The 14,129-nt window shown below is 70.3% G+C and carries 9 protein-coding genes; 1 reads left to right on the top strand and 8 read right to left on the bottom strand.

Annotated elements, in window-relative coordinates; genetic code table 11:
- Positions 1 to 225: 225 nt before the first annotated feature.
- The 5 genes from AVP41_RS14230 to AVP41_RS14210 all read right to left on the bottom strand — a co-directional run bounded on the left by AVP41_RS14230 (position 226) and on the right by AVP41_RS14210 (position 7,557).
- The gene (locus AVP41_RS14230; protein WP_082829237.1) at positions 226 to 2,439 is read right to left on the bottom strand and encodes an ATP-dependent Clp protease ATP-binding subunit; all 2,214 of its coding nucleotides are present in this window, start codon (positions 2,437 to 2,439) and stop codon (positions 226 to 228) included.
- A gap of 93 nt (positions 2,440 to 2,532) precedes the next feature.
- Positions 2,533 to 3,513: a GlxA family transcriptional regulator gene (locus AVP41_RS14225; RefSeq protein ID WP_067165706.1), complete on the bottom strand. Its 981-nt coding sequence runs from the start codon at positions 3,511 to 3,513 to the stop codon at positions 2,533 to 2,535.
- Positions 3,514 to 3,921: 408 nt separating this feature from the next.
- Entirely contained in the window at positions 3,922 to 5,013 is a 1,092-nt protein-coding gene (locus tag AVP41_RS14220; RefSeq protein WP_067165703.1) for a glycosyltransferase family 4 protein, read from the bottom strand.
- A 7-nt stretch (positions 5,014 to 5,020) separates the two neighbouring features.
- Positions 5,021 to 6,229 carry a glycosyltransferase gene (locus AVP41_RS14215; RefSeq protein ID WP_067165701.1) on the bottom strand — a complete coding sequence of 403 codons (1,209 nt, stop codon included), beginning with the start codon at positions 6,227 to 6,229 and terminating at the stop codon, positions 5,021 to 5,023.
- 107 nt (positions 6,230 to 6,336) lie between these two features.
- Positions 6,337 to 7,557, bottom strand: a complete 1,221-nt coding sequence (locus AVP41_RS14210) for an endonuclease/exonuclease/phosphatase family protein (RefSeq protein ID WP_067165698.1) — start codon at positions 7,555 to 7,557, stop codon at positions 6,337 to 6,339.
- A gap of 34 nt (positions 7,558 to 7,591) precedes the next feature.
- Between AVP41_RS14210 and AVP41_RS14205 the strand changes: the two genes are divergently transcribed.
- Positions 7,592 to 8,197, top strand: coding sequence for a hypothetical protein (locus AVP41_RS14205; RefSeq protein WP_067165695.1), 606 nt, complete (start codon positions 7,592 to 7,594; stop codon positions 8,195 to 8,197).
- 197 nt (positions 8,198 to 8,394) lie between these two features.
- Here AVP41_RS14205 and AVP41_RS14200 read toward each other — a convergent pair whose 3' ends face one another.
- Genes AVP41_RS14200 through AVP41_RS14190 form a run of 3 tightly spaced genes read right to left on the bottom strand, consistent with a single transcriptional unit; the run spans position 8,395 to position 14,068 of the window.
- Positions 8,395 to 10,026: a fucose isomerase gene (locus AVP41_RS14200; protein ID WP_067165692.1), complete on the bottom strand. Its 1,632-nt coding sequence runs from the start codon at positions 10,024 to 10,026 to the stop codon at positions 8,395 to 8,397.
- Positions 10,023 to 12,566 (bottom strand): GH116 family glycosyl-hydrolase, encoded by a 2,544-nt coding sequence (locus tag AVP41_RS14195; protein ID WP_067165688.1) that lies wholly within the window; start codon positions 12,564 to 12,566, stop codon positions 10,023 to 10,025. The genes AVP41_RS14200 and AVP41_RS14195 overlap by 4 nt, the downstream gene beginning before the upstream one ends.
- Positions 12,563 to 14,068, bottom strand: coding sequence for an FGGY-family carbohydrate kinase (locus AVP41_RS14190; protein ID WP_331709396.1), 1,506 nt, complete (start codon positions 14,066 to 14,068; stop codon positions 12,563 to 12,565). The genes AVP41_RS14195 and AVP41_RS14190 overlap by 4 nt, the downstream gene beginning before the upstream one ends.
- Positions 14,069 to 14,129 lie beyond the last annotated feature (61 nt).

The raw sequence follows: 14,129 nt of genomic DNA, 5'->3' as shown, positions 1-14,129 counted from the left end.
AGGCCGCGCCGCACCGGCCCGCCCGCGCCCGCCCGCACCCGCCCCGCCGCGTACCGGGCCGCGCCGCGCCCAGCCAGCCCCACTCCGGCTCGCCGATCCGGGCCGAAAGCAGGCCGAACCGAACCCCACCCCGCCGGATTCGGCCACCAGACCCGTCTCAGCCTGCTTTTGGCACGTCGACGGTCGCGTCCTCTGCCGGACGAAGTCACCCCCGCCGCCGAACAATCAGTCGTCGAGGAGTTCGGCCTCGATCACGTCGTCGTCACCGTCCGCGTCGCCACTCGGCGGAGCACCGGCACTGGTCAGCACGAGCGCCGAACCGTCCGCCGCCACATCGACACGCACGACGTCACCGTCGTGCACGCCGCCCGACAGCAGGGCCATGGCGAGGCGGTCCTGGATCTCCGACTGGATGAGCCGGCGCAGCGGACGGGCCCCGAAGAGCGGGTCATACCCGCGTTCGGCGAGCCACGCGCGGGCATCGGGGGTCACGGCGAGCGTGAGGCGGCGGTCCTTCAGCCTGCGCTGCAGCGCGTCGACCGACAGCTCCACGATCTGGGCGAGGTCGTCCTCGCTCAGGGCCTGGAACATGACGACGTCGTCGAGCCGGTTCAGGAACTCCGGTCGGAACGCCTGTCGGACGAGCGCCATGACCTGCTCCCGCTTCACCTCCGTCGACAACGTCGGGTCGATGAGGATGGGCGATCCGAGGTTGCTCGTGAGCACGAGGATCGTGTTGGTGAAGTCGACCGTGCGCCCCTGCCCGTCGGTCAAGCGCCCGTCGTCGAGCACCTGGAGCAGGATGTCGAACACCTCCGGGTGCGCCTTCTCGACCTCGTCGAGCAGCACCACCGAGTAGGGGCGGCGCCGGACGGCCTCGGTCAGCTGTCCTCCCTGCTCGTAACCGATGTATCCGGGAGGGGCCCCCACGAGCCGCGCGACGGAGTGCTTCTCGCCGTACTCGCTCATGTCGATGCGTACCATGGCGCGCTCGTCGTCGAACAGGAACTCCGCGAGCGCCTTGGCGAGCTCGGTCTTGCCGACGCCGGTCGGTCCGAGGAAGAGGAACGAGCCGGTCGGACGCTGCGGATCACTGATGCCGGCACGCGAACGTCGCACCGCATCGGAGACGGCCTTGACGGCGTCCTTCTGCCCGATCAGCCGCTTGCCGAGCTCGGCCTCCAGATGCACGAGCTTCTCGCTCTCGCCCTGCAAGAGGCGGCCCACGGGGATACCGGTCCACGCGGCGATGACGGCGGCGATGTCCTCGTCGGTCACCTGTTCGTTCACCATCCGCTCCTCGGCGGGGTTCGCTTCGGCCCGCTCGGCGTCGGCGAGCTCGCGTTCGAGGCGCTTGATCGTCTCGTACTGGAGTTTGGACGCCCGCGCGTAGTCGGCCTCGCGAATCGCACGCTCGAGGTCGGTGGTCGCCTGGTCCAGCTGCTTCTTCAGCTCACCGACGCGGTTGAGACCCGCCCGCTCGCGCTCCCAGCGCGCTTCGAGCACGCGTAGTTCGGCTTCGGCGGCATCCATCTGCTCGCGCAGCTTCGCGCGACGTTCCTTGGAGGCGTCGTCCTTCTCCTTTTTGAGGGCGAGGTCTTCGAGCCGCATGCGGTCGACCTGGCGGCGCAGCTGGTCGATCTCGACGGGGCTCGAGTCGATCTCCATCTTGAGACGGCTCATCGCCTCGTCGATCAGGTCGATCGCCTTGTCGGGCAGCTGACGGGAGGGGATGTAGCGGTTGGACAGCGCGGCCGCAGCGACGAGCGCACCGTCGCTGATCGTGACGCCGTGGTGGGCTTCGTAGCGCCCCTTGAGTCCGCGGAGGATCGCGATCGTGTCCTCCACCGACGGCTCGCCGACGTATACCTGCTGGAAGCGGCGCTCCAGCGCCGCGTCCTTCTCGATGAACTCGCGGTACTCGTCGAGCGTCGTCGCGCCGATCAGCCGCAGCTCGCCGCGGGCGAGCATGGGCTTGAGCATGTTGGACGCCGCGACCGACCCCTCGCCGCCGCCGGCTCCCATCAGCACGTGCAGCTCGTCGATGAAGGTGATGATCCGCCCGTCGGACTCGGTGATCTCCTTCAGCACGCTCTTGAGCCGTTCCTCGAACTGGCCGCGGTACATCGCTCCCGCGACGAGAGCGGAGATGTCGAGGGTGACGAGCTCCTTGTTCTTGAGCGACTCGGCCACGTCACCCGCGACGATGCGCTGGGCGAGCCCCTCGACGACGGCCGTCTTGCCGACGCCGGGCTCACCGATCAGCACGGGGTTATTCTTCGTGCGGCGGGTGAGGACCTGGCTGACACGACGGATCTCACTGTCGCGTCCGATGACGGGGTCGAGCTTTCCCTGCCGAGCCCGGTCGGTGAGGTTGATCCCGAACTGTTCGAGGGCGCTCTTCTGGTCCTCCTGCCCGGGTGCGGGTTGTGCGTTCATGGTGTCTCCTGAAATCTGCGGCGCATCAAACTTGAGTCGCCATGGCTCAAGTTTATCACCTTGGGCCGCGGATGAGGAGGGGCGCCCCAGGAATCAGGACGCGAGCGGTTCCTCGGCGACGGGCTCGGCGCACGTGAACCGCGCCCGGTAGGCCGTCGGGGTGGTACCGAGGGCGCGGGAGAAGTTCTGGCGGAGGACCGCGGCCGAGCCGAACCCGCACTCGTACGCGATGGCGTCGAGCCCGAGGTCGGTCTGTTCCAGTAAGCGCTGCGCGTGCAGGATCCGCTGTCGCCCCAGCCAGGCAGCCGGCGTGGTTCCGAAGTCCGCCTTGAACCTGCGGGCGAACGTCCGCGGTGACATGTGTGCGCGCGCGGCGAGCTGGTCCACCGACATCTCCAGGCGGAGGTTCTGCAGGATCCAGTCGGTGACGGGCGCGAGGGAGAGCGACGCGGTGACCGGGAGGGGCTTGTCGATGAACTGCGCCTGGCCGCCGTCGCGTTGCGGTGGCACCACCATGCGCCGCGCGATCTTGTTGGTGAGCTCCGCCCCGATCTCGATCCGCAGCAGGTGCAGGCACGCATCGATGCCCGCCGCGGTTCCCGCACTCGTGATGATCCGACCGTCCTGCACGTAGAGGACGTGGGGGTCGACGTCGATGTCGGGATACATCGTCGACATCGTCTCGGCGTACCGCCAATGCGTCGTGGCCCGTCGTCCGCTGAGCACCCCGGCGGCGGCGACGACGAACGATCCGCTGCAGACGGTCAGCACCCAGGCCCCGCGCTCCACGGCACGACGCACCACCGCGAGCACGCGCTCATCCACGTGCCCCCAGCTCTCCCGCGGGATGGGCGCGACGACGACGAGGTCGGCTTCATCGGCGAACGTCAGGTCGCGATCGATGTTGATCGAGAAGGCGATGTTGCTCGGCACGGCTCCGGGATCGGGCGTGACGATCCGGAAGTCGAAGTTGGGAATGCCGTCGTCGGAGCGGTCGAGGCCGAACGCCTCACAGGCCAGCCCGAACTCGAACGGCGCGAATCCGGGGAGGACGATCAGGGCCACGGTGCGCATGGCAGGAATCCTACTCTTATGCGCAGTCCTGCCACTGGTGGCGCAATTCCATCGTGCGTAGCGTTTCTGCCATGTTGCTCCTGATCCTGTTCGCCGTCCTCGCCGTGGCCGGCGCCATCGGCACCGTCCGCATCGTGTGGACCGACGGTTACCGTCGCATCCCGACCGACCGCACCCGCCTCCCCTGACCCCGACCCGCACCCCGCGCCACGCCCCCGGCCCTCGCACCCCGCCTCCGGCCCTCCCGCGCACCCTCCGACCGAACGGAAGCCCGCCGGTCACCGTCGCACCGCGTGCCAAAAGCAGGCTCGATGCCGTTATCGGCGCCACGAACCGCCGAAGACGGCGGTTCAGCCTGCTTTTGGCACGCGTCGGCGACCTGACCTCGGCTGCGGCGCGCCGCGGCACTCAGGCGAGCGAGGCGACCGTGTCGAGCAGGATGTCGGCCGAGCGCGTCCAGGAGAAGCGCGCGATGTGCGCCGCCCCCGCCGCGACCACCCGGGCGTGCACCTGCGGATCATCGAGCTCCCGCACGGCGGCGGCGAAGGCGGCCGCATCGGTGCCGGGAGCGTAGAGCGCGCCGCCGCCCGCGACCTCGCGGAAGATCGGCATGTCGGTGACGACGGCGGGAACCCCGAGCGCCAGCGCCTCGGCGAGCGGGAGCCCGTATCCCTCGTCGAGCGATGCCGAGACCAGCACGGCGCGATCGGCGAGGAGCCGCGCGTACTCCTCGTCGGTCACACCACCGTGGAACACCACGGATGCCCCGGCCGGCACGAGGGCCTCGAGCTCGGAGCGGCGCGTCGGGGAGATGCGCGACAGCAGGTGCAGCGTGCGCCCGGGAAGCTCTGCCATCGCCCGCACCAACGTCTCCACGTTCTTGTACGGCATGAATGAGCCCATGTAGACGAGGTTCTGCGACCCGGCGACCACCTCCGCCGGCGCCGGGAGCAGCTCGGCCAGCCGCTGCGGCGCATTGGGGATCACCACGACGGGCCTGCGCGTCAGCCGGACCTCGGCGAACTGACGTGCGCTGGTCTCGCTGACGGTCGCGACGACGTCGGCAGCGTTCAGCGTCAGTCGCTGCGGCACGTAGGAGAGGTGGAACAGGCGCCACCCGAGTCGCACGAACCACGGGAGGTCGCGGGGCGGCGTGCGGTGACGGTAGTAGATCGTGTCGTGGAGGGTGAGGATCTGCCGGTAGCGGCGACCGAGCGTGCCGATCGTCTGCATCGGGGAGAAGACGACGTCGGGGCGGTGCCGGTTGAGCTCTCGCGCACGCAACGGCTCACCGAGTGCCGTCGGCGCTCCGATCGTCAGCGTGGACGCCCCCTCCGGGAGAAGGCGACGCTGGTCGTCGTCGAAGACGAGGAAGGTCACCTCCACCCCGCGCCCCGGCGCGCTGGCTGCCACCGCCGCGGCCAGTTCCGCGGAGTAGCGGCTGATGCCGTCGTGGAAGCCGGTGCGGATGTAACGCGCGTCGAAGAAGAGCCGGGTCACCGCGGGCTCACACGGGTTCGCCGCGGTACAGCTTCTCGAAGGTGTCGAGGGTCTTCTCGATGTCGTGGATCTCGACGCCGTCGAGCGAAGCCTGCTGCATGCGCAGGTACTCCTCGGGCGACGCCGTGAGCACCCGGCGCAGCTTGTCGGCCAGGTCGTCGACGTTGCCCGGCTCGAAGAGGTAGCCGTTCTCGCCGTCGTGGACGAGGTGCGGAAGAGCCACCGCGTTCGCGGCGACGATCGGAAGGCCCGACGCCATCGCCTCCATCGTGGCGATCGACTGCAACTCGGCGACCGACGCGATGGCGAACACGTCCGCCTTCGTGTACGCCGCCCGCAGCTCCTCTTCGGAGGCGCGCCCGTGGAACCTCACCCGGTCCGCGATCCCGAGGCGCTGTGCCGCCTGCTCGAGGTTCCGGCGCTGGTCGCCGCCGCCGACGATGTCGAAGGTGATCTCGGGCAGTTCCGGCGCGAGCTTCGCCACCGCGCCGAGAGTGACCTCCACGTGCTTCTCCGTGGTGAGCCGGCCCACGAACAGCACACGGTGATGCGTGCGGGGGGTGAGGTCGGGGGTGTAGTTGCGCTTGGCGATACCGCAGCTGACGGGGATGACGCCCGTGATGTCGATCGTCTTCTCGAGGAACTCGGCGGCGCGTCGCGTGGGGGTGGTCACGGCCCGCGACATCTGGAAGGTGCGCTTGGCGTCGTCCCACGCGAGCTTCACGACGATCTTGTCGAGCACGGGCGGCAGGGTCGTGAAGTCGAGGACGTTCTCCGCCATGACGTGGTTGGTGGCGATCACCGGGATCCCGCGCTGGTGGGCGATGCGCGTCATCCCGCGGCCGATCACGATGTGGGACTGGCTGTGGACGACGTCGGGCTGTACCGACGAGAGGATCTTGCGGGCGTAGTGCTTGCTCCGCCACGGCCAGGCGAAGCGCAGCCAGTCGTGCGGGTACCAGCGCCACCCGGGGAGGCGGTGGACGGTGAGGTCCTGGCCCTCGATGTTCTCCGTGAACACCCCGTGGTTGCGGTGCCCGACACTGGGCGTCACGACGTGCACGTCGTGGCCTCGTGCGGCGAGTCCGGCCGACAGGCGCTCGGCGAAACGCGCCGCGCCATTGACATCGGGCGCGAACGTGTCGGCGGCCATGACGATGGTCAAGGGAGGTCGATCGCGGAGCACATCGTCGGCAGGCGTCGCGGTTTCGGTCACGGGATACGGGGCCAATCTCTGCGGCTGCGGCGGAACGCGGTCGCGTTCACGCCGCCCAAAGTCTACCGGAGGGCCCCCGACGGGCCCGGGTGCGCGCGGAGCGTCGGCTACTTCAGGCCCACTTCGACCACGAGCGGGTTGTGATCCGAGGGGAGGGGAGCGGCGTACTTGCCGTTGACGATCTTGCCCGCGCTCTCCCAGCGGTAGACGACGGAGCGCGACGGGCGCACGATCACCTTGTCCACGTGCGACCCCCAGCGGATGCCGACCAGCGGCGTGCGCTGCCAGTCCGGGTTCGCGGTGTTGTGATGCTGACGCACCAGGCGACGCGCCTGATCGAAGCCGTCGTACCAGCCCTTGCCGTTGAGCACCTTCATGGTGTCGTCGTTGGTGCGGCCCTTGTGTGTATTGAAGTCGCCGAGCACCAGGACGGGTGCCTTGGTCCAGTCGGTGAGTTTTCCGTGCGACTTCCTCAGCCCCTTCAGCGTCGACGTGATGAAGGAGGACAGCTTCCCGGCCTCGTACTCGCGCTGCGCGACAGCCTTCGACGAAGTGCCGGCCAGGAGATGCACGCTGAAGACCACGGCATACTTCCCGGACTTGTGCTTGACGGCTGCCCATGCGACACCGCGGCCGGGGGTGGCGACCTTCTTCGCGAAGCGCTTCATCCCGCTCGTGGCCCCCGCGGAGTTCTTCTTGACGGCGGTGAACTGCCCCGAGCGCAGCAGGATCGCGTTCTGCTCCTCGACGGCGAAGCGGTATCCCTTCGGCGCCGTGGAGTAGCGCGAGGCCTCCTGGAGCGCGACGACGTCGGGCTTCAGCTCGACGATCCGACTGTTGATCGTCTTCTGGCGCTTCGAGAAGTTCGAGCACGCGTACGAGCAGATGTTCCAGCTGACCGCCCGGTATCGGGGCGTCGATGCGGAGAGCTTCGCTTCGCCGACCATCGTGCCGTGTCCCACGCGCCACGACTTGGGGCCGGTTCCGCCGTCCGAGACCGCACGCACCTGCACGTAGTAGTTGCGCCCGGTGAGGAGGCGGGGAATCGTCGCGCGCGAGGACTCGACCGTGACGTTGGGCGTCTGCTTGGCCAACACGCCGTCATAGGACGTGGAAGCGAACACCTCGTACTTCTTCGCGCCCGGGACGTCGGCCCAGTCCACGCTGAGGGTGGCGCCGGTCGGGGTCAGCGAGGCGTTGATGAAGGTGACCAGGCCCACCGCCGCAGGGCGCGACGGAGCAGCGGCGGCGGTGACGACGGGCGTCGCGGCGAGCAGAGCGGAGGTGAGGAGCACAGCGACGGCCCCCCGGGGGGTGAGGAGGCGCATGGAGGGATGCTAACAGCGAACGTACGCTGGAGGAATGGCACGTCTGGAAGCCGACACCGACCGCTCCCGCTGGGTTCCCGTCACCGGGTCCTTCGGCTTCGCCGGGCGCCGCGCCCGGAAGAAGGCGATCCGCATGCTGCTGAGCCAGACGAATGCGGCGCTGGGCGCGCAGGCCCGCCCCGGCAGCTCCGTCGCGGCCTGGGCGATGAGCCAGGCGGCGCCCGCGATCATGCGGCGAGCGGCCGGCCGGATCCTCGTGTGGATGTGGAAGGACGATCCCGAGCTGCTCGTGGTCATGGCGCAGGTGCAGGAGGCGACGCCGCAACTGCGCACGGCGCGAGCCATGATGCCCATGGAGTACGACGACACGGAGTCCTTCCGCGGCACGTTCCTGGGCATGGGCGAGAAGCTGCCGCTGCCGTTGCCGCCGCGGCGCCCCGACGGCTCCACTCCTCCCCCGTTCGCCACCTACACCTGGGACACCGGAACCCACTTCGTGACGGTCACCGCCGTGTGTGCGGACCGGGAACGCTTCGGGACCGTGATCGGCGCGGTCGACGACCTCGCCCGTTCGCTGCGGCTGATCGAGGACGTCCCGCTGTCCGAGTCACCCTCCACGCTGCGCATCGACCCCGCCTGAGCGAGGCTCCCCGCCCCGGCCGCGACCCGGTCCCGCCCCGGGCGCCCTCTCCGGGACACAACGGCGGACCGGGGAGGGCGACACGCCGTCACGGCTCCGGCGGGCACGGCGTGTCGCGCGGCCCATCCGCCGTTGTGCCCGCCGCCCCGCCGCCCGCCGCGCGCCGCCTCGCCGCCCGCCCGCCGCGCCGACCGGGGTCAGAGCGCGACGTCGCCCACGAGGTTGACCCGGATGCCCATGCGGTCGAACATGGCGGCCTTGGCGGCGAGCGCCTTGTCGGCCGTCTCGGCGTCGGGGGCGTAGACGAGCTGTGCATGGTTGGCCTTGTGCCGCGCCATGAACTGATCGCGGCTCACGCCGTGCAGCACCACGTGCGCGATCGGCCATTCGGGGTTGGTCGCGTCCTTGCGGCGCTGCGTCTCCTCGGCCGGGAGCTCGATCACCGAGGCCCGGAAGATGTCGGCCTGCAACACGCCCTGGGCGATGAACACACGCGACAGCACCACCTCACCGGGCTTGCTCACGCCGTTGATCGTCGACCCGCCGGCGGGGAAGAAGACGTGGCCTTGACGCCAGCCCTCCGCCTTGTCCCAGCCGCCGAGGTGGGAGGCGGGGACGGATCCCGAGATCTCGTACACCCAGACGAAGTCGTCGCCGTACTGCTCGCCCCACCGCACGTCGTGCAGCGTGTTGTCGGGCACGAGGCCCATGGCGCGCCACACGCGGTCGGTGACGAGCGCGTCGACCGCGACGCCCTCGTCGGCCTCGTTGAAGTGCGGGAAGGCGCGTCCGGCGAACAGCTCGCGCTCGCCGTCACGCGAGAGCACGGGCGGACGTTCGGTGGAGTTGAGGATCCCCTCGGCGAGGTCGGACGCGGGCACGAGGTCCTTGAGCCCCTGCTGGTACTGGATGCCGACGGCGTCGAGCCCGAAGTCGTCGGCGATGCGCAGCGCGGCGATGTACATCTTCAGCTGCCACTGCACTTGTTCCCGGGTGAGCTCGGTGGCGGGATCCTCGCCGTAGCGGAAGGTCATGCCGCGGCCGGTCAGCCACTCGTAGGCCGCGTCGGCCTCCTCCTCGGTCACGTTCAGCATCTCGGCGTACAGCGCCGACTGCGACAGCCGCTCCTTGTAGATGCCCGTCTGGTTGAGCAGTTCGTCGTCGAAGATGGCGTTGTACATGCCCATGCACCCCTCGTCGAAGACGCCGATGATCGCCTTGTCCGCCAGGAGCTGGTCGCCCAGGGCTCGCCCGAGAGCGACCTCGGGGGTCTCCGGCAGCGCGGGGAGCGGGCGCACGTGCGACGTGTCGTGCGTGATGCGGCCGGTCTCGGTCCACTCGCGGAGCCCCTCACGGGCCCAGTCATCGGTGAAGTCGACCGACCAGATGGTGGCGTAGTCCTTGCCCATCTTGGTCATGCCGGCGTTGAGTCCCAGCAGGCCGACGAGCCCGGGCCAGTCCCCCGCGAAGTTGGCGACGGTGAGGATCGGTCCCCGGTGGGTGCGCAGCCCCGCGAGCACGTGGTGGGAGTACTGCCAGACGGCCTCGGCGACGATGAGAGGCGCGTCGACGGGGATGCTCGTGAACACCTCGAGCCCCATGCGCTGGCTGGAGATGAAGCCGTGGCCGGTCTCGGGGTTCACGCCGTTGGCGCGCACCACCGTCCACCCGAACTCCTCCAGGACGCGGGTGACCGCGGCTTCGAGCTCCACCTGCGTCGGCCAGCCGGCGGCATTGGCCGACTCGCGGAGGTCTCCGGAGGCGATCAGGTACGCCGTCTTCGGCGCGAGGGCGGGGCGCTCGGTGGGGGCGGGAAGGACGTAGGTCATGGTGTCTCCTGTGGTGTGAGGCGTGCGGGCGGGGTGGCGGACGATGCCGTGAGGGGCACCGGGTCTCCCCGCAGAAGGAGCCGGTCGACGTTCAGCGCGCCGCCGTCGACGTGGAGCGTCAGGGTGTCGGCGTCGATGACGGCGCGGCCCCAGGCCGTGTCGGTGGTGAAGAGGTAGCTGCCGTCGCGGACGGGATCGAACGAGAGCGTGCGCGACGGGGCGTCCCACTGCGCGCCGCTGGCGGCGAGGAGGAGCCCCCACGAGGCGAGGGACCGGGCGTAGTGGTTGCCGCACTCGATCTCGTTCCAGGGGTTGCGGACCGTGCCGTCGTAGCGCGAGCGGAGGGCAGTCTCCACGCGCTGGGCGTCGTCGACGAGCCCCGCGTACGCGAGGGAGGTGGCCACCTGGTGCTCGATCCCCGTCCACACCTCGTCGGAGTACACGAAGGGGATCGCGGGGCGGCCTCCCCGTGGCCACGAGGCCAGCAACAGGCCGCCTTCGTGGCCGAGCGCATACACGCGCTGAGTGCTCTCGTGATCGGTGAGATCGGAGCGGAAGTTGTGCGTGACGACCGCACTGAGGGCGCTGCGCACGCGCTCGGGCGGCACGATGTCGCCGAGTCCGTTCAGGCGCGCCTGGAACTGGCCGAGCAGCTGGTCGGAGAGCACGCCGTCGCCGTACTGATAGCGGTGGGCATCGACGTCGTCGATCACCTGCCGGTAGTACTCGCCGTTCCACAGCCGCTCATCCATCGCCGCGGCGGCGGCCGACGCGCGAGCCTGCCATTCCCCGGCCCGCTCGTGCTCGCCCAGGTGCGCGGCCATCCGTGCCCCCGCGCGCAGAGCGGCGATGAACATGCCGTTCGCGAGCGGTTCGGTCCCGTGGAACTCGATGTCGTACGTGTTGTGGAGCTCGCCGCTGAGGAGGGCGTCACCCCGCGCCCATTCCCGCACCGCGTGGTCGAGCGTGCGCGCGGCAGCCGGCCACGACTCGCGCAGGAAGTCGTCGTCGCCGGAGAACCGCCATTCGCGGTGAAGGCGCAGGAAGGTGCCGAGCTGTCCGTCCACGGCGGGCCCCATGAACCACGACGGACCCCCGAACACGCGATTGGAGCGGAACTTCTGGGCGCCGTCGTCATCGGTCTCGAGGAGGAACTCCACTCGGCGGGCACTGCGCTCCAGGGAGGGGAAGAGCCAGGCGACCGTCTGCGCGTATGACCACACATGGGTGCAGGTGCCCTCGCACGATCCGGCGTGGTCGAACGATCCCTCCCACGCCGCGAACACCGGGCCCTCACCGAGCTCCGGTGTCGGGCTCTCGACCACGAACCCGGTCGTCGAGCGCACGGTGGCGATGTTGGCGCCCACCGCGTCGGCGAAGACCGGATCCAGATCGCCCCCGTAGAGGGCCTCCACGAACGCGTCGGTCGCCGCCTCCAGCGCCGGGAGGTGGCGATGCAGATGCGCGCCGGCCGCCCAGGCGTCCTCCCACAGCGTCGCGTAGTGGTTGCGCACCGTCTGGTCGAGATGCGGATCGGCGAACACGATGTGCCCCGCCCAGCCGCGCCGACGATTCGGGAAGCTCCACGACAGGACGAAGGAGAAGTCCCGCGACTCGCCGGGCGCGAGCTCGTGGACGATCCCGAGGCTCCCTGTCCGCAGGCGCGGGAGCGTCGCGAACAGCTCCTCCTCGGTGAGGGGGCGAGCCTCGGGAGGCGCCGACTCGGCGAACAGCCCCCGCGGGCGGTCTTCGAGGGTCAGCCGCGGTTCGGGGCTCAGCAATCCGTCGTCGCGGAAGTCGTTCCAGAACAGGCGCGGACCGTCCGGCCAGAACCCGGTCACCCACTGCGGTTTCGCGGTCGTGGCGGAGTCGGTCGTGGTGAGGCTGAGCGTGCCGTAGCCCGGGTCGTCGGCCGGGAGGTCGATGCCGAAGTCGAGACCGCGAACGGTCGGGCCGTCTTCCCGCCGCTCCTCCCGCCACCGCACCGTCTGCGCAGCGCGCATGCCGAAGGGACCCTCACCACGGCCCGCGGTGTGCGAGAGGGAGCCCGCAATGGTGACGTGCACGGGCACCGCTCCCGGATTGGTGACGCGGTAGCGGAGCACCGCCCCGGGGATGCCCGAGGCGTCGGCGTCGAGCGGGACGAGAGGCGTGAACGCGTGGAGCGAGACCTCGACGGGCAGCACCTCGTCGTGGAAGTCGATGTCGACGACGGGGTACTCCCCATAGAGGGCGGCCCCGGCCAGCCGCGGCAGCCCAGCCAGGCGGTCGAACCCGTAGCCCGCGTCCCAGTCGTGCCGTCCGGTGGCCTGCGCCTCCAGCACGCGGGTCACGGCCTCGCCGCCCTCCGGAGCTGCGTGGATGGCGAAGAACGAGTACGGATTCAGCCGCCCCTTGTCGGGCAGGTTCTCCAGTTCCCAGTCGCGGAACTCCCCCCGCGCGCCGAGCGAGACGTTCCCCGTGCCGATCCCGCCGAGCGGGAACGCGGCACGCTCCGCGGTGTGGGGGATTCCGCGGGCGCGGCGGGGACGGGCGGTCATGATCTCTCCTGGAAAGCAGTGGCGCGTTGGCGGTCGGCGAGCGCGTGGACGACGTCTCTCGTCCCGGCGTAGAGCCGCAGATACAGGTCGAACAGGGCGTCGTAGTCGGCCGCGGCGTCGCGAGCCGGAGTGACGGTGGAGGCGACGGGGTTCCACTCCTCGATGAGGGGAGGCTCGGAACTCACGGCGCCCGCCGCGAGGAAAGCGGCGCCGTAGCTCGCCCCGACCGTCACGCGCGGCACCTCTTGGACGAGACCCGTCGCGTCCGAGACGATCTGCAGCCAGAGCGCCCCCTGCGTGCCGCCGCCGACGGCGACGACGCGACGGATGTCCGCTCCCGCGTCGCGCATCGTGGCGACGTTGTGCCGGACCCCGAGGGCCGTCGCCTCCAGGACCGCGCGGTAGAGGTCACCCCGCCCGTGGCTGAGGGTCAGCCCGGCGAACACGCCGCGCGCGTCGGGGTCGAGGATCGGAGTGCGCTCGCCGGCGAAGTACGGGAGCGCGAGCAGACCGCGCGCGCCCACTCCCGACGCCGCCGCCTCTTCGAGGAGAGTGGCGTAGTCGGCGCCGGAGAGCTCGGCGATCCACGACGTGAGCGCGCCCGAGGTCGCAAGGCCGCCCGCAAGGTTGCGCGTGCCGGGGTAGACGCCCGCCGTCGTCCACATGGAGGGTGTCCGCAACGTCTCCTCTCCCGTGGCGATGAGGAACATCGTGGTGCCGTACATCAGCATGAGGTCGCCCGGACCATGGGCGCCGACACTCACCGCTTCACTCCAGGCATCGATCGTGCCCACCGTCACCGGGGTGCCTGCGGGAAGGCCGGTCGCCTGAGCCGCGTCGGCGGTGACGGCGCCGGCCACCTCCGACGCCCAGCCGAGGCGGGGGCGTTGGATGCCGGGCGCGTAGCGGTCCCACCACTCCTCGCGCCAGCATTCGCCCTCGATGTCGTAGAGGGGCCAGCTCTGGCTGGCCGACTGATGGTCGAGCACGTAGGCCCCGGTGAGGCGTCGCACGAGCCATGACGCCGGCATGAACAGGCGCCGGGCTCGGGCGAAGACGGCGGGCTCCTCGTCGGCGACCCAGAGCAGCTTCGGCCCCGCCGCCTGCGTGGACAGCGGAGATCCGCCGACCCGCACGATCTCGTCGGCACCGAGCTCACGGGTCATGCGGGCGATCTGGGCGCCCGCGCGCGTGTCCACGCCGTAGAGGATCGCCGGGCGCACCGGGACGTCGTCGGCATCGGCGAGGAGCACGCAGGGGCCCATGCCGCTGACGCCGACGGCCGTGACGCGGGCGTCGGGGCGCGCGTCGCAGACCTCACGGGCCAGGCCGACGAACTCGTCCCACCACACCCCGGCATCCATCTCCACCCAGCCGGGGCGGGGGCGGTCCACGCCATGGGCGCGCGAGGCCGACGCGACGATCGTTCCCGTCTCGTCGACGAGCACGGCCTTCGTGCTCGAGGTGCCGATATCGACGCCGAGGGTGCAGGACACAGACACGGCATCCCCTTCGATCCGGTGACGTTCTGAACGAGGCAACTCTAGACGAAATCGATTTCAT

Origin of the sequence: Microbacterium sp. TNHR37B (genome assembly GCF_001620065.1) — a bacterium.
GTDB lineage: Bacteria > Actinomycetota > Actinomycetes > Actinomycetales > Microbacteriaceae > Microbacterium.
Note: the sequence above shows the minus strand (reverse complement) of the source record. Positions and strands in the feature narration are given on the sequence as shown.

Bases quoted from the DNA above. Each gene is read 5' to 3' on its own strand.
- AVP41_RS14200 (WP_067165692.1), bottom strand. From the start codon at position 10,026: ATGACCTACGTCCTTCCCGCCCCCACCGAGCGCCCCGCCCTCGCGCCG.
- AVP41_RS14230 (WP_082829237.1), bottom strand. From the start codon at position 2,439: ATGAACGCACAACCCGCACCCGGGCAGGAGGACCAGAAGAGCGCCCTC.
- AVP41_RS14210 (WP_067165698.1), bottom strand. From the start codon at position 7,557: ATGCGCCTCCTCACCCCCCGGGGGGCCGTCGCTGTGCTCCTCACCTCC.
- AVP41_RS14195 (WP_067165688.1), bottom strand. From the start codon at position 12,566: ATGACCGCCCGTCCCCGCCGCGCCCGCGGAATCCCCCACACCGCGGAG.
- AVP41_RS14205 (WP_067165695.1), top strand. From the start codon at position 7,592: ATGGCACGTCTGGAAGCCGACACCGACCGCTCCCGCTGGGTTCCCGTC.
- AVP41_RS14225 (WP_067165706.1), bottom strand. From the start codon at position 3,513: ATGCGCACCGTGGCCCTGATCGTCCTCCCCGGATTCGCGCCGTTCGAG.